General features: G+C 68.1%; 22 protein-coding genes. 9 read left to right on the forward strand and 13 right to left on the reverse strand.

What is annotated here, in order from left to right; genetic code table 11:
* Positions 1 to 2 precede the first annotated feature (2 nt).
* The 9 genes from ACWDXS_RS24415 to hrcA form a co-directional block, all read right to left on the reverse strand.
* Positions 3 to 2,849, reverse strand: coding sequence for an ABC transporter substrate-binding protein (locus ACWDXS_RS24415; RefSeq protein ID WP_449969002.1), 2,847 nt, complete (start codon positions 2,847 to 2,849; stop codon positions 3 to 5).
* 84 nt (positions 2,850 to 2,933) lie between these two features.
* Positions 2,934 to 3,845: a GTPase Era gene (era, locus tag ACWDXS_RS24420; protein WP_358112172.1), complete on the reverse strand. Its 912-nt coding sequence runs from the start codon at positions 3,843 to 3,845 to the stop codon at positions 2,934 to 2,936.
* Entirely contained in the window at positions 3,838 to 4,173 is a 336-nt protein-coding gene (locus ACWDXS_RS24425) for a cytidine/deoxycytidylate deaminase family protein (RefSeq protein ID WP_378993864.1), read from the reverse strand. Before ACWDXS_RS24425 ends, era begins: the two co-directional genes overlap by 8 nt.
* Positions 4,166 to 5,536, reverse strand: coding sequence for a hemolysin family protein (locus tag ACWDXS_RS24430; protein ID WP_379313931.1), 1,371 nt, complete (start codon positions 5,534 to 5,536; stop codon positions 4,166 to 4,168). The genes ACWDXS_RS24425 and ACWDXS_RS24430 overlap by 8 nt, the downstream gene beginning before the upstream one ends.
* Positions 5,533 to 6,081 carry an rRNA maturation RNase YbeY gene (gene ybeY, locus ACWDXS_RS24435; RefSeq protein ID WP_364410399.1) on the reverse strand — a complete coding sequence of 183 codons (549 nt, stop codon included), beginning with the start codon at positions 6,079 to 6,081 and terminating at the stop codon, positions 5,533 to 5,535. Before ybeY ends, ACWDXS_RS24430 begins: the two co-directional genes overlap by 4 nt.
* Positions 6,082 to 6,144: 63 nt before the next feature.
* Entirely contained in the window at positions 6,145 to 7,209 is a 1,065-nt protein-coding gene (locus tag ACWDXS_RS24440) for a PhoH family protein (RefSeq protein WP_378637749.1), read from the reverse strand.
* A gap of 200 nt (positions 7,210 to 7,409) precedes the next feature.
* Positions 7,410 to 8,150 carry a 16S rRNA (uracil(1498)-N(3))-methyltransferase gene (locus tag ACWDXS_RS24445; RefSeq protein ID WP_379313930.1) on the reverse strand — a complete coding sequence of 247 codons (741 nt, stop codon included), beginning with the start codon at positions 8,148 to 8,150 and terminating at the stop codon, positions 7,410 to 7,412.
* A gap of 4 nt (positions 8,151 to 8,154) precedes the next feature.
* Positions 8,155 to 9,309, reverse strand: coding sequence for a molecular chaperone DnaJ (dnaJ, locus tag ACWDXS_RS24450; RefSeq protein WP_378993858.1), 1,155 nt, complete (start codon positions 9,307 to 9,309; stop codon positions 8,155 to 8,157).
* Positions 9,310 to 9,439: 130 nt separating this feature from the next.
* Positions 9,440 to 10,474: a heat-inducible transcriptional repressor HrcA gene (gene hrcA / locus ACWDXS_RS24455; RefSeq protein ID WP_378637503.1), complete on the reverse strand. Its 1,035-nt coding sequence runs from the start codon at positions 10,472 to 10,474 to the stop codon at positions 9,440 to 9,442.
* Between the two features lie 356 nt (positions 10,475 to 10,830).
* Here hrcA and ACWDXS_RS24460 point away from each other — a divergent pair, with 356 nt between their 5' ends.
* Positions 10,831 to 11,244 carry a hypothetical protein gene (locus tag ACWDXS_RS24460; protein ID WP_378993856.1) on the forward strand — a complete coding sequence of 138 codons (414 nt, stop codon included), beginning with the start codon at positions 10,831 to 10,833 and terminating at the stop codon, positions 11,242 to 11,244.
* Complete coding sequence (locus ACWDXS_RS24465) at positions 11,241 to 12,689, forward strand: hypothetical protein (RefSeq protein WP_449969011.1); 1,449 nt, start codon at positions 11,241 to 11,243, stop codon at positions 12,687 to 12,689. The genes ACWDXS_RS24460 and ACWDXS_RS24465 overlap by 4 nt, the downstream gene beginning before the upstream one ends.
* A gap of 66 nt (positions 12,690 to 12,755) precedes the next feature.
* On the opposite strand, the gene ACWDXS_RS24470 is transcribed toward ACWDXS_RS24465, so the two are convergent.
* The 3 genes from ACWDXS_RS24470 to ACWDXS_RS24480 all read right to left on the reverse strand — a co-directional run bounded on the left by ACWDXS_RS24470 (position 12,756) and on the right by ACWDXS_RS24480 (position 14,976).
* Positions 12,756 to 12,998 (reverse strand): hypothetical protein, encoded by a 243-nt coding sequence (locus ACWDXS_RS24470; RefSeq protein WP_067456243.1) that lies wholly within the window; start codon positions 12,996 to 12,998, stop codon positions 12,756 to 12,758.
* A 277-nt stretch (positions 12,999 to 13,275) separates the two neighbouring features.
* The gene (hemW, locus tag ACWDXS_RS24475) at positions 13,276 to 14,463 is read right to left on the reverse strand and encodes a radical SAM family heme chaperone HemW (RefSeq protein WP_449969160.1); all 1,188 of its coding nucleotides are present in this window, start codon (positions 14,461 to 14,463) and stop codon (positions 13,276 to 13,278) included.
* A gap of 84 nt (positions 14,464 to 14,547) precedes the next feature.
* Complete coding sequence (locus ACWDXS_RS24480) at positions 14,548 to 14,976, reverse strand: SgcJ/EcaC family oxidoreductase (RefSeq protein WP_449969015.1); 429 nt, start codon at positions 14,974 to 14,976, stop codon at positions 14,548 to 14,550.
* Between the two features lie 435 nt (positions 14,977 to 15,411).
* Between ACWDXS_RS24480 and ACWDXS_RS24485 the strand changes: the two genes are divergently transcribed.
* The 6 genes from ACWDXS_RS24485 to ACWDXS_RS24510 all read left to right on the forward strand — a co-directional run bounded on the left by ACWDXS_RS24485 (position 15,412) and on the right by ACWDXS_RS24510 (position 22,344).
* Positions 15,412 to 17,196, forward strand: coding sequence for a nitrite/sulfite reductase (locus ACWDXS_RS24485; RefSeq protein WP_379311914.1), 1,785 nt, complete (start codon positions 15,412 to 15,414; stop codon positions 17,194 to 17,196).
* 20 nt (positions 17,197 to 17,216) lie between these two features.
* Positions 17,217 to 17,936 (forward strand): phosphoadenylyl-sulfate reductase, encoded by a 720-nt coding sequence (locus ACWDXS_RS24490; RefSeq protein ID WP_379311915.1) that lies wholly within the window; start codon positions 17,217 to 17,219, stop codon positions 17,934 to 17,936.
* On the forward strand, positions 17,915 to 18,892 hold the full coding sequence (cysD, locus tag ACWDXS_RS24495; protein ID WP_378993846.1) for a sulfate adenylyltransferase subunit CysD: 978 nt from the start codon (positions 17,915 to 17,917) through the stop codon (positions 18,890 to 18,892). Before ACWDXS_RS24490 ends, cysD begins: the two co-directional genes overlap by 22 nt.
* Complete coding sequence (locus ACWDXS_RS24500) at positions 18,892 to 20,187, forward strand: sulfate adenylyltransferase subunit 1 (RefSeq protein ID WP_449969020.1); 1,296 nt, start codon at positions 18,892 to 18,894, stop codon at positions 20,185 to 20,187. Before cysD ends, ACWDXS_RS24500 begins: the two co-directional genes overlap by 1 nt.
* Positions 20,187 to 21,044: a sirohydrochlorin chelatase gene (locus tag ACWDXS_RS24505; RefSeq protein ID WP_449969023.1), complete on the forward strand. Its 858-nt coding sequence runs from the start codon at positions 20,187 to 20,189 to the stop codon at positions 21,042 to 21,044. Before ACWDXS_RS24500 ends, ACWDXS_RS24505 begins: the two co-directional genes overlap by 1 nt.
* Positions 21,045 to 21,384: 340 nt before the next feature.
* The gene (locus ACWDXS_RS24510; protein ID WP_449969026.1) at positions 21,385 to 22,344 is read left to right on the forward strand and encodes a hypothetical protein; all 960 of its coding nucleotides are present in this window, start codon (positions 21,385 to 21,387) and stop codon (positions 22,342 to 22,344) included.
* Positions 22,345 to 22,395: 51 nt separating this feature from the next.
* On the opposite strand, the gene ACWDXS_RS24515 is transcribed toward ACWDXS_RS24510, so the two are convergent.
* Entirely contained in the window at positions 22,396 to 23,019 is a 624-nt protein-coding gene (locus ACWDXS_RS24515; protein ID WP_378993838.1) for a TetR/AcrR family transcriptional regulator, read from the reverse strand.
* A gap of 102 nt (positions 23,020 to 23,121) precedes the next feature.
* On the opposite strand from ACWDXS_RS24515, the gene ACWDXS_RS24520 reads away from it, so the two are divergent.
* Positions 23,122 to 24,540 (forward strand): MFS transporter, encoded by a 1,419-nt coding sequence (locus ACWDXS_RS24520; protein ID WP_449969030.1) that lies wholly within the window; start codon positions 23,122 to 23,124, stop codon positions 24,538 to 24,540.
* Positions 24,541 to 24,549: the final 9 nt, after the last annotated feature.

Consider the following 24,549-nt stretch of genomic DNA (forward strand, 5'->3'; position numbering starts at 1 on the left):
TCCTATCGGCCCGGTTCCGTCCACCCTTCGAGGTCGCTCTTGGTACCCGACGGACAACCGTCCTGGCCGGTCTGCCGGGGAAACATCATCAGGCAGCGCTGTGGTCCCGCGCCGCCGACCGCGGTGGTGACCAGCACCGCGATCGACGAGCCGTCGGCGACACGGCTGGTCGAGAAACCGAGAGTGCCGGTGACGCCGCGATAGTCGGACTCGCGCAGCTGGACCGCGATGGCGGTTCGGTTCGGCGGGAGGTCGGCCAGCACGCCACGGCTGTTGCGCACCGCTTGAACGAACAGGCCGCTCACGTCGAAGGCCAGACCGGTACGGTCACCCGCCCAGGTGGGCCGGTAGTCGGTGAGGTCGGGATAGCCACGGAGGTCCCCGATCAACCCCGCCAGTTCGGTACACAGCTGCTCGTGTTCGAACGGCACCGGCTGGTCGCCGAGCTTGCCGATGCCGCCGACACAATCGGCGCCGCCGAGCATGACCGGCGAGGCCTTGGACACATAGCGCACGGTGAGGTTGGCGGGAAGCGCGGCGGTGGCCTTCGGATCGGTGATCAGCCTGGTCACCGCGTCGTTGCCGAGGATCGCCGGGCCCGCGCCGCTGAGGCAGCCGCGACTCACCGATTTGGCGAAGGTCGGGAAGTCGTCGTTGCGGCCCGCGAAGAACAGCAGGGTGCGACGGTCGAATCCGGCGGTCTCGCACGGTGCGGGGAAACGGTAGAGCTGCTGCTGTTCGCGCCAGCTCATACTCTGTTGGGCCACACCGCGTTTGGTGAGCTCCTTCTGCAGATCTTCCACCAGGGTGGTCACGTACAGATCACCGGCGGCCTCGGGGTGATAGATCGCCACCTTGTCGTAGCGCGATGCGCCGTTGAGGTCACGCGCACCCTGCACATAGTCGGCGACCAGACGGGCCTGCACGGTATTGCTCGGTGCCGCTTGGAAATACAGCGGCGATGCCTGCTCCAGACCATCGGCGGACAGGGTCGTGGCCACCGCGGGCACCCCGAGTTCACCGAGACGCGTGATGGCCTTGCGGGTTTCGTCGTTGCTGCGATCGATTCCCACCACCCCGAGCACGCTGGGATCATCGGCCACGAGCTCGCGCAGCGGATTGTCGACCACCCACCCGGCCTGGCGCATATCGGAGCCGCCGTTGGCGATGATGATGCGCAGCAACGGTTCCGATTCATCGGAGGCCAGCAATGCGCGACGCTGCTGCACCGCCAGTCCGGCCAGCTCCTCGACCTGGGCGTGCGGGTAGCGCACATTGGTGTCGACGTAGCTGAGGCCGGCGAAGTACACCAGCGAGATCAAGGGTCTGTTCGGGTTGTTCGCGCGCGCGTCGGCCGCGGCGACATTGAGCCGGAACACTTCTCGCTGCATCGCCGACAGCTCGGGGTCATCGGCGAAGGTCTGGCGGGGGTTGTCGCTGTAGCCGACGCATTCACCGTCGCGCAAACTCACCGAGACACCGTCGGTCCACGGCCAGTGCGAGCATTCGGCGCCACGCAGCGGTGGGAAGTAGACCAGGGTCGCGGCCACGGCCAGCACGATCGGGATCAGCACACACAGACCGACGAACCAGCTGCGCGCGGCGAGCGGCGGCGCCGGCGGCAGTGCGAGACCGCGAAATCGGCCATCGCTGACGCGCGGGGTCGTGTCGGGCGGCAGGATCGCGCGCAACGGGAGGAACCAGGCGTCGGCCTGACGATGGGTGCGCCGGTTGTCGATCTCGCGCACCCACTCCTGCAGTGGATCGGGCGGTTGCGGGGTCGGCGCGTCGGCGAGACTTTCCAGGGTGCGCAGCGGGCGGAGGTCGCTGATGTGCGAGAGCTCGCCGACCTCACGGCTGGGCCCTTCGTCGCGCAGCGCCACCACGACCAGCGGATCGAAAAGGCCGGTCTCGTTCCTGATTTCGTTGATCCAGGTGAGGATGCGCGCACCGTCGCTGCCCTCGGCCAGACCACCGAGCAACGCCACCGGATACGCGGTGCGCCGCCAGCTCGACGGTCGCCAGATCCGGCGCCGGTAAGCGTCGCGCAGGTCCTCGAGAAACGCGTGCACGAGGAGCTTGGCAACCTGCTCCTCGTTCTCGTCGACCCGATGTGACGCGGTGAGCCGGGACGCGAAACCGAGGAAGCTGCCCGACAATTCAGGCGCCAGGTAGCGCTGATGCAGGAACCACCGCGTCACCTTCGACATGCCGGGAATGCGCCCCGACACCCACAGCCACAACCGCAGCACCGGCCACAGCGCCAGCACACCGAAGACCACTCGCGAAATCGTGTCGCCCGCAACACCTTCGGCGGTGTCGGAACGGCTCGTCGGTGAGCCGCTACGCAGCAGTTTGGGCAGTCTGCGACGCAGCTCGTCGGGTGCCTCGGATTCGTCGGAAGTCACCCGCTGGCGGGTCAGCCAGTCGGCGGTGCGGTAGCGCGGGAACTTGATCGCGCCCATCGCGGTGTCGTCGGCGGCGAAACCCGCCACCAGCTGCTGGACGATCGGCAGGCAGTGGCCGGGGATCTCCTGGTCATTGGCGTGCGGACCCGCGTCGATCGCGTTGAGGTCGGGGGTGAGCAGCGTGCGCGGCAGGTCGGGCGCGTGCAGGTCGATCTTGACGCGCGGCGTCGCCCGCCTGCCCCCGGATTCGCTGAGCCAACTGTAGATTTCGCCGACCAGCGCGGTGTGCCCGGCAACGCCGACGACTTCGATGATCGGCCGCGGCAGCGCGCGCCGCCCGTGAACCAATGTGCGCAGCACGCGCGGGCGGGCGTCGGGAATCTCGAGCGCCCGCAGCAGCTCCAGCAGCTTGCCGACATCATTGGCATCGGGCACTTCCACGGCCTCCCCGGACGATCAGCGACACACGCCGAACGAACCGGCGTGTTCGCCGAACGATACCCCGAACCGCCGACAGTCAAACGGTCAAAAGCCCAGCTTCCCCAGCTGTTTCGGATCGCGCTGCCAATCCTTGGCGACCTTCACGTGCAGGTTCAGGTAGATGCGGGTGCCCAGAATGTGCTCGATCTGCTTGCGGGCATTGGTGCCGACCTCCTTGAGGCGGGCACCGTTCTTACCGATGATGATCGCCTTCTGACTCGGCCGTTCGACGTACAGCAGGGCATGCACTTCGAGCATGTCCTCGTTCGCCTCGTACGGCTCGATGTCCTCGATCACCACGGCCAGCGAGTGCGGTAGTTCGTCGCGCACGCCTTCCAGAGCGGCCTCGCGGATCAGCTCGGCCATGAGGGTTTCCTCCGGCTCGTCGGTGATCTCCCCGTCGGGATAGAACGCCGGACCCTCTTGCATCTGCGAGGCGATCACGTCGACGAGCACCTCGACCTGTTCGCCCTTCACGGCCGAGACCGGAACGACCTCGGCTTCGGGGCCGAGCAGCTTCGACAGCGCCATCAGCTGGTGCGCGATCTCGTCGCGACCCACCTTGTCGATCTTGGTGACCACGCCGAGGATCTTGGTCTTGGGCGCCATCATCCTGATCTGCTCGACGATCCAGCGGTCACCGGGGCCGATCTTCTCGTCGGCCGGGATGCACAACGCGATCAGGTCGACCTCGGAATAGGTGTCGCGGACCAGGTCGTTGAGACGCTGGCCGAGCAGGGTGCGCGGACGGTGCAGGCCGGGGGTGTCGACCAGGATCAGCTGGGCGTTCTCGCGGTGCACGATGCCGCGGATGGTGTGGCGGGTGGTCTGCGGGCGCGAGGAGGTGATCGCGATCTTGGTGCCGACCAGGGCGTTGGTGAGCGTCGACTTACCGGTGTTGGGGCGGCCGACGAAACAGACGAAGCCGGAACGGAATTCCTTGCCGGAGTCAGCCACCGTGCACCTCGCTCAGCACGGCGCCGGTGCGGTCGGTGCGGATCACCGAAGCCGACGGCGAGACCTCGCGCACGGCGTCGATGCCCGCGTCCTCGGCGTCACCCCCGACGACGACCGCCGCCTCGAACCCCTCGGCGCCGCTCGAGATCGCGGCGGCCACGGCGGCCTGCAACGCGGTCAGGCGCAGTGCGGTCAGCCCGACCTCGCCCGCGGCGTAGGTGCGGCCATCGGTATCGCGCACCGCGGCGCCGCTCGCACCCCCGGTGCGGCCCAGCGCGCCACGCGCCAGTACCAGCAGTTTGTTGTCCTCTGCGTTCAGTTCACTCATGGTGCTCTCCGTTGTCGTCGGGCACGCGCACCGTGTCGGTGTCGGCGGTTGCCTCGTCGGTCGTGCCCTTGCGGGGCTTGTCGGTCTTCTTCTCCGCCTTGTCGGCCTTGTCCGCGGCCCGGCGCACCAGCACGGTGTTGACTCGCATGCGCCCGCGCGCGTCGGCGCCACCCTCGCCGCGCAGCACCAGCCCGTAGACGGTCACCTTGGAGCCGGGCAGCGGCACGCGGCCCAGCTCGTGAGCGAGCAGCCCGCCCACCGTGTCCACGTCGTCGTCCTCGATGTCGAGGCCGTACAGCTCCCCCAGGTCTTCCACCGACAGCCGCGACGAGACGCGGTAGCGCCCGTCGCCGAGGTCCTCCACAGGCGGGGTTTCGTCGGTGTCGTATTCGTCGGCGATCTCACCGACGATCTCCTCGAGCACGTCCTCGATGGTCACCAGGCCCGCGATACCGCCGTACTCGTCGACCAGCAGCGCCATGTGATTGCGGCGGCGCTGCATCTCGTCGAGCAGTTCGTCGAGCGGCTTGGAATCGGGGACGAAGTTCGCGGGCCGCATGACATCGCCCACCGACACCTTGCGAGCGCGATCGGCGTAGGGCACAAGGTCTTTCAGGTAGACCACGCCGCGGATGTCGTCGACGTTCTCGCCGATCACCGGAATCCGGGAATGGCCCGATCGCACCGCCAGCGACATCGCCTGGGCGGCGGTCTTGTCGTCCTCGATCCACACCATCTCGGTGCGCGGCACCATCACCGCGCGAGCCGGAGTGTCGCCGAGCTCGAAGACCGACTGGATCATCCGGCGTTCATCGTCGGCCACCACGCCGCGCTCGCGGGCCATGTCGACCACCTCGCGCAGCTCGATCTCGGAAGCGAAGGGGCCGTTGCGAAAGCCCTTACCGGGGGTGATCGCGTTGCCGAGCAGAATCAGCAGGCGGCTGACCGGGCTGAGCACCGCGCCGATGATCTGCAGCGGCACGGCGGCGGCCAACGCGATCGAGTAGGCGTGCTGACGGCCGAGGGTACGCGGACCGACGCCGATCACGACATAGGAGACAACAACCATCAGCGCGGCGGTGACCAGCAGCGCCGTGCTCTCGTTCCACAGGTCCAGCGTCGCCGCCGCCAGCAGCACCGTGGCAGTGATCTCGCACAGGATACGCAGCAGTACAACGAGATTCACATAGCGCGGACGGTCGTCGACGATCTTGCGCAGTCGCGCGGCGCCGGGGCGCTCCTCGCGGACCATGTCGTCGAGCCTGGCCCGTGACACCGTGTTCAGTGCCGAGTCCACGCCCGCGAACACCCCGCCGATACCGATCAACACGATTGCCAGCGGGATCAGGGTCAGTGCTGTCACGCGGGGCCTTCACCGGGTGCGGTGAAACCTGCCTTGCCGAGTAGACGGTCGTCACGCTCGGCCAGCTCGGCGCGGCGCTGCTCCTCGCGCAAGCTCACGTACCACTCCTCGAGCAGCTGGGCCTGCAGCGCGAACATCTCCTTCTCCTCCTCCGGCTCGGCATGGTCGTAGCCGAGCAGGTGGAGCACGCCGTGCACGGTGAGCAGGGCCAGCTCGTGATCGAGCGAATGGTCTGCCTTCTGCGCCTGACCCATCGCGAACTCCGGGCACAGCACGATGTCACCGAGCATCGACGGGCCGGGCTCCGGGCTGTCGGGACGACCGCCGGGCTCGAGTTCGTCCATCGGGAACGACATCACGTCGGTGGGGCCTGGCAGGTCCATCCAGCGCACGTGCAGGTCGGCCATGGTGTCGAGATCGACGAGCACCATCGACAGTTCGGCGGCAGGATGGACGTCCATCCGGCCGATCACGAAACGCGCGACGCTGACCAGGTCTTCTTCGGGAACGTCCATGCCCGATTCGTTGGCGATCTCGATGCTCACCTGTTCAGGGTACGGTGCTGGCCCGACGCCGCCGGGAGCGGCATCGGGCCAGCGTGGCGCACCTCAGCGCCGGTCGCTGCGACCCGCGGCCCTGCGCTGGGCGCGATTGCCCGGGTAGTGCGGGCCCGGCACCGCGCGGGTCTCGGATTCGAAGCGGTCGTAGGCGTCGACGATGTCGGAGACCAGCCGGTGACGGACCACGTCGGCGCTGGTGAGCTCCGAGAAGTGGATGTCGTCGATATCGGTGAGGATCTCCGCGGCCGCACGCAGGCCCGAGCGCTGACCGTTGGGCAGGTCGACCTGCGAGATGTCGCCGGTGACCACCATCCGCGAACCGAAGCCGAGGCGGGTGAGGAACATCTTCATCTGCTCGGCCGTGGTGTTCTGCGCCTCGTCGAGAATGATGAACGAATCGTTGAGGCTGCGACCACGCATGTACGCCAGCGGCGCGACCTCGATGACACCGGAGGCCATCAGCTTCGGAATGGCTTCGGGGTCCATCATGTCGTGCAGGGCGTCGTAGAGCGGGCGCAGGTACGGGTCGATCTTGTCGTTGAGGGTGCCGGGCAGGAAGCCGAGCCGTTCACCCGCCTCGACCGCGGGCCTGGTCAGGATGATGCGGGTGACCTGCTTGGACTGCAGGGCCTGCACCGCCTTGGCCATGGCCAGGTAGGTCTTACCGGTGCCCGCGGGGCCGATGCCGAACACGATCGTGTTGTCATCGATCGCGTCGACATAGCGCTTCTGGTTCAGCGTCTTGGGGCGGATGATCTTGCCGCGCCGCGACAGGATATCCAGGCTCAGCACCTCGGCGGGCGATTCGGACACGCCCTCGTCGGTGAGCATCGAGATGGTGTGGCGAACCGCCTCGGGCGTGATCACCCGGTTGCGGCCGGTCAGTGCCACGAGCTGCTCGATGACCCGCTCGGCCAGCGCCACATCGCCTGCCTTACCGGTGATGGTGACGGTGTTGCCGCGGACATGGATGTCGGCCGGGAGAAGTTTCTCCAGCTGCCGCAGGTTCTGGTCGGCCGAGCCGAGGAAACCGAAAACCGACTCCGGGGCGAGCTCGATGCTGGAACGCACGGTCCGCGCGGCGGGACCAGCATTGTTACCGCCTGCGCCGATGTCTGATACGGGGTTGGTGGGGTTGCCGATCTCGCCTGAGTTCTTCAAAAGTGGCTACAGCCTGCTTCCGGTTTCGACCTGGTGTTCGATGAGATCAGTTTACCGCCGAGCACTGACACCGCACAGTGGATAAAAATGCGCCCGTGGTATGCCGTTCGCATCCCTTTGAAATACCCGGTTCCGGACGGTCCACTCCTGCCTCACCAGCGCGAGGTCAACGCCCCCAGCGCGCCGAGCGCGACGGCCGCCGCGGTGGAGGTACGCAGCACGGTCGGGCCGAGGAGCACGATGTCGGCTCCCGCCTCCGCGAGCGCGGCCAGCTCGGCGTCGTCGAGGCCGCCTTCGGGGCCGACGATCAGCACCACTTCGCTCGCCTGGGCCAACGGCAGTTCGGTGAATCTACCCGCGCCGGATTCGTGCAGGGCCGCGACGATCGCGCCGTCCGCCTTGGCTTTTCGCACCAGTTCCACCAGGTCGCGGGTGCGGTGCAGGGCGGCGATCTCGGGAATGTAGGCGCGACGGGATTGGCGGGCCGCGGACTTCGCCGCCGCACGCCACTTCTCGATGCCCTTGGCGGCCTTGGCTTCCCAGTTCGCGACGCAGCGCGCGGCCTGCCACGGGACGATCAGGTCCGCGCCGGCCTCGGTCATCAATTCCACGGCCAGCTCGGAGCGATCCGACTTGGGCAGTGCCTGCACCACGGTCACCGCCGGAGTGGGCGGCGCGGCGATCCGACGGTCACGGACCGCCAGTTCGAGCCGGTCCTTCTGGGCCGCAACGACTTCCGAGTCGGCCAGCACACCGTGCCCATCGGACAGGGTGATCGGTTCGCCGACCTTGATCCGGCGCACGGTCGCGGCATGGCGGCCTTCGGGGCCGTCCAGCACCGCGACAGCGCCCGGCTCGGGGACCTCGTCGAGGTAGAAGACCGTTGCGGCCACGGGCTCAGCGCCCGCTGAACGACGCGCGCAGCCGGGCGAACAGACCGCTGTTGTGCTCGGACTGGGTCGACATCACCTCGGCGCGATCCTTGTCCCGCATGCCCTTGAACTTGCGCAACAGATCGGTCTGCCTGCCGTCGAGCTTGTTCGGCACGACGATGTCGAGGTGGGCGAGCAGGTCGCCGCGCGCACCCGAACGCAGGCGCGGCATGCCGTGCGCCCGCAGCTGGATGACCTCGCCGGGCTGAGTGCCCGCCGCGATGGTGAGTTCGGTGGGGCCGTCGAGGATGGTGTCGACGACCACGGTGGTCCCGAGGATCGCGTCGACCATCGGCACCCGGACGGTGCAGTGCAGGTCGTCGCCGTCGCGCACGAAGGTGTCGTGCGGCTGCTCGACCACCTCGACGTAGAGGTCACCGGCATGGCCGCCGCCGGGGCCCACCTCGCCCTGCGCCGCGAGGCGAACCCGCATGCCGCTGGCGACACCGGCCGGGATGGGCGCCGCGATCTCGCGACGGGCGCGCACACGACCGTCGCCACCGCACTTGTTGCAGGGGTCGGGGATGGTCTCGCCCGCGCCACGACAGGTGGGGCAGGGCCGCGAGGTGAGCACCTGGCCGAGGAACGAGCGCTGCACCGACTGCACCTCGCCCGCGCCGTCGCAGGTCTCACAGCGCACCGGCTTGGAGTTGCCGTTGGTGCCAGAGCCCACGCAGACATCGCAGAGGATCGCGGTGTCGACGGTCAGATGCTTGGTGACGCCGACCGCGCATTCGGCCAGGCTCAGCCGAGTGCGGATCAGCGAGTCGGCGCCGGGCTGCACGCGGCCGCGCGGCTTACGCTGGCCACCGCCCTGGCCGCTCATCCCGCCGAAGAACGCCTCGAAGACGTCGCCGAGGCCGCCGAAGCCCGCACCGTTGAATCCTGCTCCGCCGCCGCCGTTTTCGAGCGGGTCACCGCCGAGGTCGACGATCCGGCGCTTCTCGGGGTCGGTCAGCACCTCGTAGGCGGTGGAGACGTCCTTGAAGCGGGCCTGCGCGCCCTCGTCCGGGTTCACATCGGGGTGCAGTTCGCGGGCCAGCTTGCGGTAAGCGCGCTTGAGCTCCTGGTCGGTGGCGTTCTTGCCGACGCCGAGCAGTCCGTAGTAATCCCGTGCCACGTGAGTTCTCTAGTCCTTGGTCGGTGTGGGCCGGCCGAGCGCCGGGCGCATCCTTTAGTCGAATCCACTCAACTTTACCGGCCGAAGTATCGACCTTAACAGTCCGGTTGTCGTGGATCCCGAGCTGGCTTCACCTTTCGGCGAGCACCTCGCCGATGTAGCGGGCGACCGTCGCGACGGATGCCATGGTGCCGGGGTAGTCCATGCGGGTCGGGCCGAGCACACCCATACCGCCCAGCACGGCGCCCGCCGCACCGTAACCGGTGGAGACGACGGAGGTGCCGCGCATCTGCTCGACCTGGGTCTCCTCGCCGATCTGCACCATCACCTGGCCCGGCTGCTGGGCGGCGGCGAGCAATTTGAGCACGATGACCTGTTCTTCCAGGGCTTCCAGCACGGTGCGCAGGGAGCCGGGGAAGCCGAAATCGGCGACATTGCGGGTGAGATTGGCCGTGCCGCCGAGGACCAGGCGTTCTTCGGGGTGCTCGACCAGCGTCTCCACCAGGACGGTCGAGACCCGGACCAGCACGTCGCGGATCTTGGCCGGTGCGCGTTCGGGCACACCGGCTACCGACGCACTCGCCACCGACAGCAGCTTGCCGTCCATAGCCCCGCCGAGCAGGCCGCGCACGGCGGCCAGGTCCTCGTCGGAGATCACCGCGCCCAGGTCGACGATGCGCTGGTCGACGCGGCCGGTGTCGGTGATCACCACGAGTAACAGCCGGGCCGGGTTGAGCGCGACGACCTCGATGTGGCGCACGATCGAGGCCGAGACGGTGGGGTACTGCACCACAGCGACCTGGCGGGTGAGCTGGGCCAGCAGGCGCACGCCGCGGCGCAGAACGTCGTCGAGGTCGACCCCGGATTCGAGGAATTCCATGATCGCCCGGCGTTCGGCGCCCGAGAGGGGTTTCACCTCGGCGATCCGGTCGACGAACTCGCGATAGCCCTTGTCGGTGGGGATGCGGCCCGAGCTCGTGTGCGGCTGCGTGATGTAGCCCTCGGCCTCCAGCACCGCCATGTCGTTGCGGATGGTGGCGCTGGAAACGCCGAGGTGATGCCGTTCCACGAGGGACTTGGAGCCGATCGGTTCCTTGGTGGCGACGTAGTCCGCGACGATCGCTCGCAGGACCTCGAAACGTCGATCCTCGGTACTCGACGCCATCGACCCCACCTTCCTCGCTCGTGCCTGGTACGTCACGCCTACCCGTGCTGCGTTCGCACAGGGTCGCACGCCGACGCTCGCAGCGTCTTGTTGTCCAGTCTAATTGTCTTGTTGCCGATCCCTGGATCGCACGGCGGTCCGGCATCGAACCGTCATGCGGGGATATCCGGCGTCGGGGGCGGTGTTCGGTTTGTCGGCTCGGTCGAGCCCCACGCCAGGGTTATCCACAGACCCGAGTTATCCACAGTTGCGGTTTCGCGGGTTGCCGGGCTCGGGCAGCGGGCGTAGATTTCGGACTGAATCAGGGGGCCTACCAGCTGTTTTCAGCTGACTACAGAGTGCACGGGGAGGGAACTGTGGTGTATCCGGGTGGGGTCGGCGAAGCGGGGCAAGTCGGTTCGAGCGCGGTCGCGGTGCGGCCGGCGGAGTTCGCCCGGATCGACGGTGCGTGCGTGGAATTTCTCCGCGCGATCGCGCGGATACGGGCACTTGCCGTGGAAATCGGCGATCAGGAGCGCTGGGGGCTCGGCGAGGGAGAAGCGCGGTTGGTATCCGGTCGCACATTGGTCGCGCGATTGCGTTCCCTCGCGGCGGCGAACGAGAACAGCGTCACTGCCGTATTGGACGCGCATTCACAGATCGTGGCCGATATTCGGCAATCTTTCCGGGCTGCGCGCGATCTGATGGTGGTTGCTGACGAAGCGTGGGCTGATCGACTTCGGATGCCGGAACCCTCTGCGGGACAACATATTTCTTCGGTGTCAGCGTGACAGGCCCCGAGCCGAGCGGTATTCGCGGCGAGAACACATATCCGGACTATTCGAGCGACGTCACGAAATCGGGTGTTCCCGGCGGCGGGGAGAACACGCATTGTTGGCGACATCGGGAGATCGTCGCGGCATTCGGGGCACTCGAGGTGACCGACGCGTTGGCGCAAGCGGACAGGTTCGAGCAGATCGCGCGGTGGTGGGACGAGGGTCTACGCGCATTCCGGCACGCAGTGGATGGGTCGCTGGCGTCGGCTTGGTCGGGCGTGGGTGCCGCCGCGGCCGGATCCGCGGTCGACGACTATGTCGCCCGAGCGCACGATCTGACTGTCGCGCTGGAGGATTTGCCGGACGTGGTTCGAGCGGCTGCCGAGGCGATCGTGGCGACCAAGTACGCGGTCGGGTCACCCGTTGCCGAGGAGATCGGCAACGCGGCGTGGTCGGCAAGTGGGGCGGTACACGTCATGGGCTCAGCATCGGCGCACGGTGCGGCTTCGGCCGCGGAGGAGGATGCGCGGGCGGCGATGCGGCAGCGATACGTGTTGCCGATCGCGGAGTTGGTCGCTCGCATTCCGGTGCTGCCCATGCCACTTCGGTCGTTCGACTCCGGCGAGCTGAGCGATCGGCAATTACTGATCGGCACCGTGGGGCAATCGCGAGGCGAGCGGCACAAGCTGTCGCCGGTCGAGGTTTCCGCAGTTGGCGGGCAGAACTTGTCCGCCGCGTCCGGGGAGAGTTCGGCCCAGCAGGTGGCGATCGGCCACTCGGAGAAGGTGAGGAGTGATGGGCGCGGCACAGGAATGCCGATCGACGGTCACGAACTGGTCGACGGCAGATCGGTGGAATCCGATGACCGATCGGCACGCCCAGGCAACGCTACGACGGTGACCTCGGCGTCGTCGGGTGTCACTGGCGCGGCACCGCCGAGCGGTGCGGCTACGTTGACGGCACCTGTCGGCGCAGGGTTGCTCACAGCGCCCGCGGGGACTTCCGCGGCGGCTGTCGACCCCGGGGTGGTTTCGGCGGGCCGTGTTCCCGCTGCAGGCTCAGCGGCTGGGCGTATGGGTCCGAGCGTCAGCACGAGCGGAGGCGATGACCGGACATGGGGTAGGGCACCGCGGTATCGACCGCCCGGCCAGCACGATGTGTCGAGGCCGGGTATCGGGCACAGCGTTCCCGGATCGACAGGCCCGGCTATCGGCGTCAACCCGCCGTCGGGGCACGCCACAACCAGGTCGGTCGATCGCTACTTCCATTGCGGAGGAGGACCGCCGACGGCGCCCGCGCCGGGCGTCGACGCCGTGCGCGGACTGCCGGAGTACTTGATCACGCTCGCGAACACCGCGGAACTACTCGGTGCGCCACGACCGGCGATAGCCGGTGGGGTGATCGGTGGTGGCGATGACTTCTCGCCGGTCGAGCAACGCTCAACGGCGACTCGGGGCTGACGGCGATGTCAGCGCGTCGGCGAAAGCGTCGGCAGTGGCCGCCCGATTCGGGCGGCCGGTGCCGGATCAGACTCGGGCAGCAGCGCCGCAGCGAGCGGCGGAGTCGGGGGCGCCGACCTGCTTGCCCGCGAGGGCGTCGAGACCCAACATCGCCAGCAGCGACGTGCAATCTTCGGCGTCGTTCGAGTGCGAAGCGACCGTCCGCGCGGCGACCGCGCATTGACGAGCGTTCTCCGCCTTCTCCGCGGAGCGCGCTTCAGCGAATTCGCTCTGCTCGTGGACGAGGGTGATGTGCCGTTCGGTGGACATATAACTCCCTAGGATCGAGCCGAAGCCTACGCCCCTAATCGTTATCTTCCACCCCGAACCCACCGAACATACCCTTAGAGCACCCCGCTGTTCGAGGCCTCTCGCCAGGTGTGCATTGGTGGATTACACCAGGATGACCGGGCAATCTTTGGATGCGATCCCAAGCCTGAGAAATCTCGAAATTCAGATCACGATGACATCACCACTCGCGCGATTCTTCGACTGGTTCAGCAGCCCGTCGATCAGCCGAGAACGGCTCCCGCGCCCCCTCGCGCGGTCAGATGAGGAGGTCGCGGACGATGCCGTCGGCGAGGAGGCGGCCACGGTCGGTGAGGACCAGATTGTCGCCGGTGACGTGGGCCAGGCCGTCGGCCAGAATGCGGTCGAGAGCCGTGCTTGCCGAGGGGGCTAGATCCGCGAGAGGCAAGCCGGTCCGGAGGCGGACGGTGAGCATGAGGTGTTCGGTGTAGCGCTCGTCGTCGGTGAGGGCCTCCCAGCCCGCGGCGGGGAGACCGCCCAGGGCGACACGGTCGGCGTAGCGGGCGGGGTGCTTGACGTTCCACCAGCGAACGCCGCCGACATGGCTGTGCGCGCCCGGGCCGGCGCCGAGCCAGTCGCCACCGTCCCAGTAGCCCAGGTTGTGCTGACAGCGGGCGGCATCGCTCGCGGCCCAATTGGAGACCTCGTACCACGTCAGACCGGCGTCGGCGAGGCGGGCATCGATGCGTTCGTAGCGGGCGGCGAGGACATCGTCGTCGGGTGCGGGCAGTTCACCACGGCGGACCTTGCGTGCCAGCGCGGTTCCGTCCTCGACGATCAGGGAGTAGGCGGAGACATGATCGACACCGGCGGCCAGCACCGCGTCCAGACTCAGATCCAGATCGGCATCGGTCTCGCCCGGGGTGCCGTAGATCAGATCGAGGTTCACGTGGTCGAACCCGGCCGCGCGCGCCTCTTTCGCCGCGGCGACCGCGCGGCCCGGCGTATGCGTGCGATCGAGCACCTTCAGCACGTGCTGTGCGGCGGACTGCATGCCGAGCGAGATCCGGGTGTAGCCCGCCACGCGGAGCCGCTCGAAGAACTCGGGCGAGGTGGATTCCGGGTTGGATTCGGTGGTCACCTCGGCGTCGGCGGCCAGGGTGAAGTTCGCCCGCACGGCATCGAGAACCGACGCCAGCCCGTCACCACCGAGCAGCGACGGTGTCCCGCCGCCGACGAAGATCGTCGACACCGCGGGCGTCGCGCTCGGCAGGGCACCGAACTCGGCCGCGGCGGTCGCGAGCTCGCCGCGCAACGCCTCCAGCCACGACTGCGGCGACGCCGAAGTACCCAGCTCCCCCGCCGTATAGGTGTTGAAGTCGCAGTACCCGCAGCGCGTGGCGCAGAAGGGCACGTGCACGTACACCCCGAACGCGCCGCTCCCGAAATCGCGCAGCACCGGTCGATCGGCATCGGCCGGTGTCACGCCGGGAACCCCGGAAGCAGCGCTGGTAGTCACCCCTCCAGTCTGCCGGGCCCTGGTAGCGCGCTCCGCCCGGCCCCTCGCACGTCAGTCCGTCACGACGGGCGTGTTCTGGTTGGCGGTGAGCACCCAGGCGCCGTCTTCCTTGGTCATCACGTACATCGGCGTGCCCTGCCCGGACAACTCGCCGTCGAGGGTGAAGTAGCTCTGGCGGATCTTGACGGCGGCGACATCGGGCCGCAGGAACAGCACGTGCTCGATCTCGTAGGTCGCGGTGCCGTGCGTCGTGGCCCCTGGCAGCACCTGCGCCGTGAACTCGGCGATGGCCGGGCGCCCGAACAGCCGCTTGCCGTGACCGGTGGTCCAGATCGCGTCCTCCCGGAAGACGGCGACGAACTCCTCGGCCAGTTCGTTGGCCTGGGCGTGCGCGATGGTGTCGACGACGGCGCGGATGGCCGCGAGGTCGGTGCCGAGATCGGCGGGGGTCTGACCGGCGGCGGTGGCGTCATTGCTCATGGCACTACTGTGCAACCTCGAGTGCGATCCAGGTCAACCGCGCTGTGCGGCACCGCACACATGCCCGCGCGGGGTATCACAGCCCGGTTCCGGGCGGCGGCCTATGACCCCCGTCACAGAACAGGACGGCCGTCCAGGGAATTTCCCCCAAAAGTGCGGGAAATATCTCCTTGCGGTCGGAACGACCAGGCTGACGTGGCACAATAGCCACATGCACGCAACTGGAGTACGACTCGTGGCCCGTCGCCACGTCGACTTCCAGCGTGTCTGCAGCGCCTGTTGTCGGCCCGGTTTCCACCGGTAGCGCAGCGGCGTCCACGCCCGGGTATCCCCCGGTGCCTTCGACTTTCATCGGCCCGCTGACTCCCCTGACGCGAGCCAGCCCCTCGCGCCTTCAGCACGGATGTCCCAACACCCCCGCAGGAGCGACCACCCATGACGTCGAGCACCGACGCCGGTTCGACCGAACAGTCGACGGCGCAGGCCCGCACTGAGCGTTCAGCTGCCCAGCGCCCGGCCCGCCCGAGCACCGATGCCCCGGTCGCACCGCGCGCCCGCACCGGCAAGCCGGTCCGCCGCCGGTCCGAAGGCCAGTGGGCCCTCGGCTACCGCGAGCCGCTGAACCCGAACGAGCAGTCCAAGAAGGACGATAATCCGCTCAACGTGCGTTCGCGCATCGAGAACATCTACGCCAAAGGCGGCTTCGACTCGATCGACAAAGCCGACCTGCGTGGCCGTTTCCGCTGGTGGGGTCTCTACACCCAGCGTGAAGAGGGCTACGACGGCACCTTCACCGACGACGACAACATCGACCTGCTCGAAGCCAAGTACTTCATGATGCGGGTGCGGTGCGACGGCGGTGCGCTTTCCGCTGCCCAGCTGCGCACGGTCGGCCAGATCTCCACCGAGTTCGGCCGCGACACCGCCGACCTGTCCGACCGCGAGAACGTCCAGTACCACTGGATCGAGGTCGAGAACGTCCCGGAGATCTGGCGCCGGCTCGAGTCGGTCGGTCTGCACACCACCGAGGCGTGCGGCGACTGCCCGCGCGTGGTCCTCGGTTCGCCGCTCGCGGGCGAGTCGCTCGACGAGATCATCGACCCCACCTGGGCGATCGACGAGATCGTCAAGCGCTACATCGGGAAGAAGGAGTACTCGAACCTTCCCCGCAAGTTCAAGACCGCGATCTCGGGCCAGCAGGACGTGGTGCACGAGATCAACGACATCGCCTTCGTCGGCGTGAACCACCCCGAGCACGGCCCCGGCCTCGATCTCTGGGTCGGCGGCGGTCTGTCCACCAACCCGATGCTGGCGCAGCGCGTCGGCGCTTTCGTGCCCCTCGAAGAGGTCCCCGACGTGTGGGAAGCGGTCGTCTCGCTCTACCGCGACTACGGCTACCGCCGCCTGCGCACCAAGGCCCGCCTGAAGTTCCTGATCAAGGACTGGGGCATCGAGAAGTTCCGTCAGGTACTCGAGGACGAGTACCTGAAGCGCAAGCTCATCGACGGTCCGGCACCCGTGCAGCCGGCCAAGCCCATCGACCACGTCGGTGTCCAGAAGCTGCGCAACGGCCTGAACTCCGTCGGCTTCTCCCCCATCGCCGGTCGCGTCTCGGGCACCATCCTGAGCAAGGTCGCCGACGCCGCCGAGAAGTACGGCTCGGATCGCATCCGCTTCACCCCGTACCAGAAGCTGATCGTCCTCGACATCCCCGACGACCAGGTCGACGCGCTGATCGACGAACTCGAACCGCTCGGCCTGCAGGCCCGCCCCTCGGTCTGGCGTCGAAACCTCCTCGCCTGCAGCGGCATCGAGTTCTGCAAGCTGTCCTTCGTCGAGACCCGCAAGCGTTCGCAGGTGCTCGCACCCGAACTCGAGCAGCGCCTGGCCGACATCAACGCCGAACTCGACGTGCCGATCACCATCAACATCAACGGGTGCCCGAACTCGTGCGGCCGGTCCCAGATCGCCGACATCGGCTTCAAGGGCCAGCTCGTCGACGACGGCACCGGGAATCAGGTGGAGGGTTTCCAGGTTCATCTCGGTGGCAGCCTCGGCCTGGACAGCGCGTTCGGCCGGAAGTTGCGTCAGCACAAGGTGACCAGCGTCGAGCTCGGTGACTACATCGATCGCGTCGTCCGCAACTTCGTCAAGAACCGGGAATCCGGGGAACGCTTCGCGGTGTGGGCTGTGCGCGCCGACGAGGCCGACCTCCGATAGTCGATGAGGAGATCCCCACTGTGACAACGAATCTCGCGGCCAAACTGTCCGAAGCCGAATTGCGCGCGCTCGCCGAGCAGGGTGCGGCGGAGCTGGGCCCCGACGCCTCGCCCGCCGACCTGATCGCCTGGACCGACCGCAACTTCGGGAACGGCTACATCGTCGCCTCGAACATGCAGGACGGTGTGCTGGTCCACCTGGCCGCGCAGACCCGTCCCGGTGTGGACGTGCTGTTCCTCGACACCGGCTACCACTTCGCCGAGACCATCGGCACCCGCGACGCGGTCGAGGCCGTGTACGGGGTGAATGTGGTGAACGTGCGCCCCGAGGCGAGCGTCACCGAGCAGGACGAACTGCTCGGCAAGGATCTGTTCGCCCGCGACGCCGCCGAATGCTGCCGGCTGCGCAAGGTGGTCCCGCTGAAGAAGTCGCTGAGCGGCTACAACGCGTGGATCACCGGCATCCGCCGCGTCGAGGCGCCCACCCGCGCCAACGCGCCACTGATCTCGTTCGACGAAGCCTTCGGCCTGGTGAAGATCAACCCGATCGCACCGTGGTCCGACGACGAGATGCAGGCCTACATCGAGGCCAACGGCATTCTCGTCAATCCCCTGGTGGAGGAGGGTTACCCGTCCATCGGCTGCGCGCCGTGCACGCGCAAGCCCGAGCCGGGGTCCGATCCGCGCAGCGGCCGCTGGGCCGGTATCGCCAAGACCGAATGCGGATTGCACCAATCATGACCATCACCACCACTGGGAGTGAGCCTGTGAGTACCAACACCACCGAACGCGAACTCGGCCTGTCCGAGTTCGACACCCTCGCGGCGCTGGAATCCGAGGCGATCCACATCTTCCGTGAGGTCGCGGGCGAATTCGAGCGTCCCGTGATCCTGTTCTCCGGCGGCAAGGACTCCACCGTCCTGCTGCACCTGGCGCTCAAGGCCTTCTGGCCCGCGCCGCTGCCGTTCACGCTGCTGCACGTGGACACCGGCCACAACCTCGACGAGGTGCTCGAGTTCCGCGACAAAGTGGTCGAGCGCTACGGCCTTCGCCTGCACGTGGCCTCGGTCGAGGAGTACCTGGCCGACGGCCGCCTGACCGAGCGTCCCGACGGTATCCGCAACCCGTTGCAGACCGTGCCGCTGCTCGACGCCATCACCGAGCACCGCTTCGACGCGGTCTTCGGCGGCGGTCGTCGCGACGAGGAGCGCTCGCGCGCCAAGGAGCGGATCTTCTCGCTGCGCAACGCCTTCGGGCAGTGGGATCCGAAGCGTCAGCGCCCCGAGCTGTGGAACCTCTACAACGGCAAGCACGCGCCGGGTGAGCACGTGCGCGTGTTCCCGCTGAGCAACTGGACCGAGCTCGATATCTGGCGCTACATCGCCCGCGAGGACATCGACCTGGCGTCGATCTACTACGCGCACGAGCGTCCGGTGTACTCCCGTGACGGCATGTGGATGACGCCCGGCGTGTGGGGCGGCCCGAACGAGAACGAGGTCCTCGAGACCCGTTCGGTGCGCTACCGCACCGTCGGCGACGGCTCCACCACCGGCGCCATCATCTCCGACGCCGCCGACAACCAGGCCATCCTGGCCGAGGTCGCGGCGTCACGACTGACCGAACGTGGCGCTACGCGTGGCGACGACCGTGTGTCCGAAGCCGCCATGGAAGACCGCAAGCGAGAGGGTTATTTCTGATGTCCGACCTATTGAGGCTGGCCACCGCCGGTTCTGTCGACGATGGCAAGTCCACGCTGGTCGGACGGCTGCTCTACGACACGAAGTCCGTGCTGGCCGATCAGATCGACGCGGTCACCCGCGCCTCGGTCGACCGTGGACTGTCCACGCCGGACCTGTCGCTGCTCGTCGACGGCCTGCGCGCCGAGCGTGAGCAGGGCATCACCATCGACGTGGCGTACCGCTACTTCGCCACGCCCAAGCGGTCTTTCGTGCTGGCCGATACGCCGGGGCACGTGCAGTACACCCGCAACACGGTGTCGGGCGCGTCCACGGCGCAGCTGGTGATCCTGCTGACCGACGCACGCAAGGGCGTCATCGAGCAGACCCGTCGCCATGCGGCCGTGCTGGCACTGCTCGGTGTGCCGCGTCTGGTGCTCGCGGTGAACAAGATCGACCTCGTCGACAACCCGGCCGAGGTGTTCGCCGAGATCTCCGCCGAGTTCAACGAGCTCACCTCGAAGCTGGGCTGGGCCACCGAGGACGTCATCGAGATCCCGGTCTCGGCGCTGCACGGCGACAACATCGCCAGCCGCTCCGAGAACACCCCGTACTACGACGGCCCGTCGCTGATCGAGCACCTGGAGTCCGTTCCGGTGGACGCTGATTCGACTGGTACGCACGCGCTGGGTCTGCGTTTCCCGGTGCAGTACGTGATCCGTCCGCGCACGGCCGAATACCCCGACTACCGGGGTTACGCGGGTCAGATCGCGGCCGGTTCGGTGTCACCCGGCGACGAGATCGTGGTGCTGCCCTCGGGTAAGAAGACCACCGTCGAGCGCATCGACACCCCGGACGGCGAACTGGCCGTGGCGCAGGTCGGGCGCAGCGTGACGCTGATCCTGGCCGACGAGGTCGACATCTCACGCGGCGACATCATCGCCTCGGTGCACGACGCGCCGGAGTCGATCGACACCTTCGACGCGACCGTGTGCTGGCTCGGCGACAAGGGTCTGCGTCCTGGCGCCCGGCTGCTGCTCAAGCACGGCGCCAAGACCACCCAGGCCATCGTCGGCGCGCTCGTGGAGCGGTTCGACGAGCAGACGCTCACCGCACAGGCGGGCCCGGAGTCGTTGGAGCTCAACGACATCGGTCGCGTCTCGCTGCGCTTGGCCGAGCCGATCCCGGCCGACGACTACCGCACCAACCGGCACACCGGGTCGTTCCTGCTGATCGACCCCGCCGGTGGCAACACGCTCGCGGCCGGCCTGGTCGGCGACGTGCTGACCTCGGTCGAGGTCGGTACCGCGGTCTGATGTATCGCCTGCCCGCTCCGCCGCGTGGTGCCGTTGCGGTGCCGCGCGGCGCGGGCGGGCCCGCGTTGATCGCGGTTGCCCATGGCAGCCGCGATCCGCGTTCGGCGGCGACCATGGCGGCCGTGGTCGCCGACGTTGCCGCTGCCCGGCCCGATATCCCGGTCCGGCTGGCTTTTCTGGATCTCAGCACGCCCTCGGTGGACGAGGTGGTCGACGACCTCGCCACCCAGGGGCACACCGACGTGATCGTCGTTCCGCTCCTGCTGGGCAACGCTTTTCACGCGCGGGTCGACCTTCCGGCGCTACTGGCCGAGGCAGGCCGCCGTCATCCCCGGCTGCAACTCACCCAGGCGGCGGTACTCGGCCCCGATCCGCTGCTCATCGCCGCGGTGGCCGACCGAGTCGCACTCTCGTGCCACCTCCCCCTGCTCCCCACCCTGGTCACACCGTTGGTCCCAGCCTTTCCGGGTGCGCTCGCTGCCACAACAGATCCGTTGAGTGATGCTCCGGTCGGAATCGCCGTCGCCGCGGTCGGTTCGCGCGACGCCGCGGCCAATCGGCGGACCGCGGTGGTATCTCGACGACTGGCGGCGGTGACCGGCTGCCCTACTGAAATGTGCTTCGCGACAGTCGAACCCAGTGTCGATCTGGTGGTGGATCAGCTGCGCGCCCGCGGCGCCGAACGCATCGTCGTCGCGCCGTGGTTTCTGGCGCCGGGGCTGCTCACCGACCGGCTGGTCGCGGCCGCGCCCGAGGTCGTGCATGCCGACGTGATCGGAGCACACTCCGCGCTGGTCGACGTGATCTGGGCTCGATACGACACTTCCGTCGCCACCGAGCTCGTACTCTCGGCCTGATCCGACCAGATCCGGGCCGCTTGGTCCCGCCCCGAACGGGGTAACCCGTCGCGCTGCCCTCGATTCGGCCCGAGCCCACTCCGACCGGTTCGGGACGCGAGCGCGAGGTTCGCGCTGCCCACATCCGCACCCGCGACGATCCGCGCCTTCACTTCGGATCGACGTCGCCGTCACCTCTACGGCCAGAAGTTCGCCTGTATCGCGTCTACTGGTGCGGCTCTCGGCACAACCGGACTCGGCATCCACGGTGGCGCAGCTCACACGCATTCCACTCTTTACGGCATACCCCCTAGGGGTATATGTTCGTATCAACGCACAGCGAACTGAGAGAGGCGAAACGATGACCACCAACGCCCACGCCGGACACACCGCACACGTCAACGCCGCGGCCCAGCCCGGCCGCGTCGAACAGAGCACCGCGCACGGCGGACACGCCGAACACGGCGGCGGTGCGCACGCCCCGCACAACGGTCACGCGCCGCAGGGTGGCGCCCATGAAGGACACGAGGCCCACTCCGAGCACGGCGGTGGCACTCACGCCGGACACGACACACACGCAGCCGGGCACGATGCGGGCCTGCCCGGGGGCCTGCGGATTACGCAGGACGGGTACACCCTCGACCTCGACACCACGATCGCCGAGCCCGGCAAGATCGACTTCCGATTCCGGATTCTCGGCCCGGACGGGTCGGCAGTGACCGAGTTCGACGCGATTCACGATCGCGAACTGCACCTGATCGTGGCGCGTCGCGAGCTGACCGGGTTCTGGCATGTACACCCGCGACGGGAAGCGGACGGCACCTGGGTGATCCAGCTGGACCTCCCCGAAGCCGGGGCTTATCGGGTGTTCACCGATATCGCACCGCGCGCACTCGGCCGCACCATCACCCTCGGCGCCGATCTGGCGATCGCGGGACACTATGCACCACAGCCGGTTCCGGTGGTGAACCGCACCACCGAGGTCGACGGCTATCAGGTGACAGTGGCCGGTGAGTTGCGCGCCGAGGGCGATCTACTGACGCTCACCGTGCGCAAAGACGGCGAGCCGGTGACAGATCTGCAGCCGTACCTGGCGGCTTTCGGCCACCTCGTCATCCTGCGCGCGGGAGACCTCGCGTACGTCCACGTCCACCCCAACGGCGAACCCGGCGACGGAATCACGCCTTCGGGTCCCGAAGTCACCTTCCACACGGCGGTTCCGGGCCCCGGGACCTACCGCCTGTTCCTGGACTTCCAGCACAACGATGTCGTCCGGACAGCCGCATTCACCCTCACCACTCTGGAGATCACGACTCCCTGACACGGCGACTGTTGCCGTGTCAGGGCAGAGCACATCCGCGAACTCGGTCGGCTACGTTCGACTCGGCGCGTCCGACAACAAGCGGGTCGCGATGGTGCGGGCCGCTTCCACACGAGCCGAATCACCGGTCTGGCGAGCGACATTGGCGGCGCTCACGATCGCGTCCAGTTCGAAGACCAGCAGATCGGGGTCGACGTCGACGAGTTCGCCCATGGCCTGAGCCTTCCGGACCTCACCGGCCAGGAAGGACAGCCAGTAGTCGTGGTCGGCGACGACGGCGTCGCGCACGGGACCGGGCTTGCTGCTGAATTCGGTGAGGGTGGCCACCCGGAAGCAGCCGCCGGGGAAGGGCGGATTCTCGATGTGCGCGAACCAGCCGTCGATCAGCGCGCGAACCCGGGTTCCACCGCGTGGCGCGCGCAGGCCGGGGGCGATGACTCGTTCGATGAAGATGTCACGGCCCGCCTGAACGGCGGCGAGTTGGAGCGCCTCTTTGGTACCGAAGAGGGTGGCGATGCCGCTCTTGCTGATGCCGAGGTCGGTGGCGAGCCGGCCGATGCTGAGGCCGTCGAGACCCTCGACAGAGGCGAGTTCGGCGGCGCGCCGGGCGATGGTGGCGCGCGCACGGGCGCCCTTGGCCAACCGCTGATCGCTCGGTTCCGACAACTGGGTCATGTGCATCATTGTTCCACTGCGGGGTTGCGAAGGCGAACGATCGGTCGTACTTTTATTTACGAACGATCGTACGTTCTTATTCTCCCCCTCGAAGGACTCCGCATGACCGACGTGACAGCTCGGCCCGAAGATCCGCTCAGCACAGCTACTCCCGACAGCAGCGCCGCGGGCCGCACCCTCGCCGTCGCCTCGGGCGCGGCATTCATCGCCTTCCTCGACCTCTCGGTCGTCAACATCGCGTTCCCGACGATCGCCCTGAGCTATCCCGGCACCCCCACCGGGACGCTGACCTGGATCGTCAGCGGCTACGCGATCGCGTTCGCGGCGCTGCTCACCCCGGCCGGGCGCATCGCCGACGCACTGGGTCGCCGTCGCCTGTTCGCGCTGGCACTGGCCGGATTCGCCATCACCTCGCTGCTGTGCGGGCTGGCGCCCGGCGCGGGCTGGCTCATCGCCGGACGGGTCCTGCAGGGCATCGCGGCGGCGTTCATGGTGCCCGCGGCACTCGGGCTGGTCCTGGAGGCCACGCCACGAGCGAAGATCGGCGCCGCCATCGGCGCCTGGTCGGCCGCCGGTGGTTTCGCGGCGGTGGTCGGCCCGGCGCTGGGTGGCGCGTTGGTCGAGGCGTTCGGCTGGCGCGCGGTGTTCCTGATCAATGTGCCGATCGCGTTGGCGCTGATCGTGCCGGGGCTGCGGCTGCCCGGCGGCGACCAGGGCTCCCGCGAGACGACGCTGCCCGATCCGCTCGGCACGCTCGCCGTCGCGATCGGGCTCGGTGCGATCGTCGCGGCCGTCACCGAAGGCCAGTCGTGGGGGTGGACCGCACCCGGCACACTCGTCGCCTTGCTCGGCGGTCTCGCGCTGACCACGTTCGCGCTGCTTCGCTCCCGTCGGCACGCCAATCCCGCTGTCGCCGTGTCACTGTGGCGTGATCGGCAATTCGCCGTGGCGAATGCGGGTTCGTTCCTGTTCGGCGCCTCGATGTTCGCCTGGCTGCTGGCCGGTCCGCTGTTCCTCGCTGCCATCTGGGGCTACTCCGTCCTCGAATCGGCGGCGGCGCTGACCGTCGGCGCGGTGGCCTCGATGGTGACCGCCGTTGTCACCGGGCGGATTACGACACCGGCAGGCCAGCGGTGGGTAGGTGTGCTCGGTGCGCTGATGTCGACAGCCGCGCTGGTCTGGATGAGCACCGACGCCTTCGGGCCCGAACCCGCGCTGTGGACAGCGTGGATTCCGGCGGGCGTGCTCGGCGGCGGCGGGATCGGCATCGTCGTCACGGTGTTCGGCACCGCGGCAGCGAGTTCTGTTCCACCGCAACAGTTCGCGGCGGGCATCGGAATGAACGTCACCGCCCGGCAGGTGGGCGGAGCACTCGGCATCGCCGTCCTGGCGGCCATCTTCTCGGCGACCTCCGACGACCCACTTCGCGGCTTCCACCTGCTGTTCGCCGTGTGCGCGGCCATCAACCTCGCTGTCGCCCTGCTGCTCGCCGCGCCGTCGCGGGCTCGTTCGACCGACTGAACCAGAGGA

Source organism: Nocardia sp. NPDC003183 (assembly GCF_053590715.1).

Bases quoted from the DNA above. Each gene is read 5' to 3' on its own strand.
- ACWDXS_RS24500 (WP_449969020.1), top strand. From the start codon at position 18,892: ATGTCCGACCTATTGAGGCTGGCCACCGCCGGTTCTGTCGACGATGGC.
- ACWDXS_RS24520 (WP_449969030.1), top strand. From the start codon at position 23,122: ATGACCGACGTGACAGCTCGGCCCGAAGATCCGCTCAGCACAGCTACT.
- hrcA (WP_378637503.1), bottom strand. From the start codon at position 10,474: ATGGCGTCGAGTACCGAGGATCGACGTTTCGAGGTCCTGCGAGCGATC.
- ACWDXS_RS24505 (WP_449969023.1), top strand. From the start codon at position 20,187: ATGTATCGCCTGCCCGCTCCGCCGCGTGGTGCCGTTGCGGTGCCGCGC.
- ACWDXS_RS24485 (WP_379311914.1), top strand. From the start codon at position 15,412: ATGACGTCGAGCACCGACGCCGGTTCGACCGAACAGTCGACGGCGCAG.
- cysD (WP_378993846.1), top strand. From the start codon at position 17,915: ATGCGGATTGCACCAATCATGACCATCACCACCACTGGGAGTGAGCCT.
- ACWDXS_RS24515 (WP_378993838.1), bottom strand. From the start codon at position 23,019: ATGACCCAGTTGTCGGAACCGAGCGATCAGCGGTTGGCCAAGGGCGCC.
- ACWDXS_RS24470 (WP_067456243.1), bottom strand. From the start codon at position 12,998: ATGTCCACCGAACGGCACATCACCCTCGTCCACGAGCAGAGCGAATTC.
- ACWDXS_RS24510 (WP_449969026.1), top strand. From the start codon at position 21,385: ATGACCACCAACGCCCACGCCGGACACACCGCACACGTCAACGCCGCG.
- ACWDXS_RS24425 (WP_378993864.1), bottom strand. From the start codon at position 4,173: ATGAGTGAACTGAACGCAGAGGACAACAAACTGCTGGTACTGGCGCGT.
- ACWDXS_RS24480 (WP_449969015.1), bottom strand. From the start codon at position 14,976: ATGAGCAATGACGCCACCGCCGCCGGTCAGACCCCCGCCGATCTCGGC.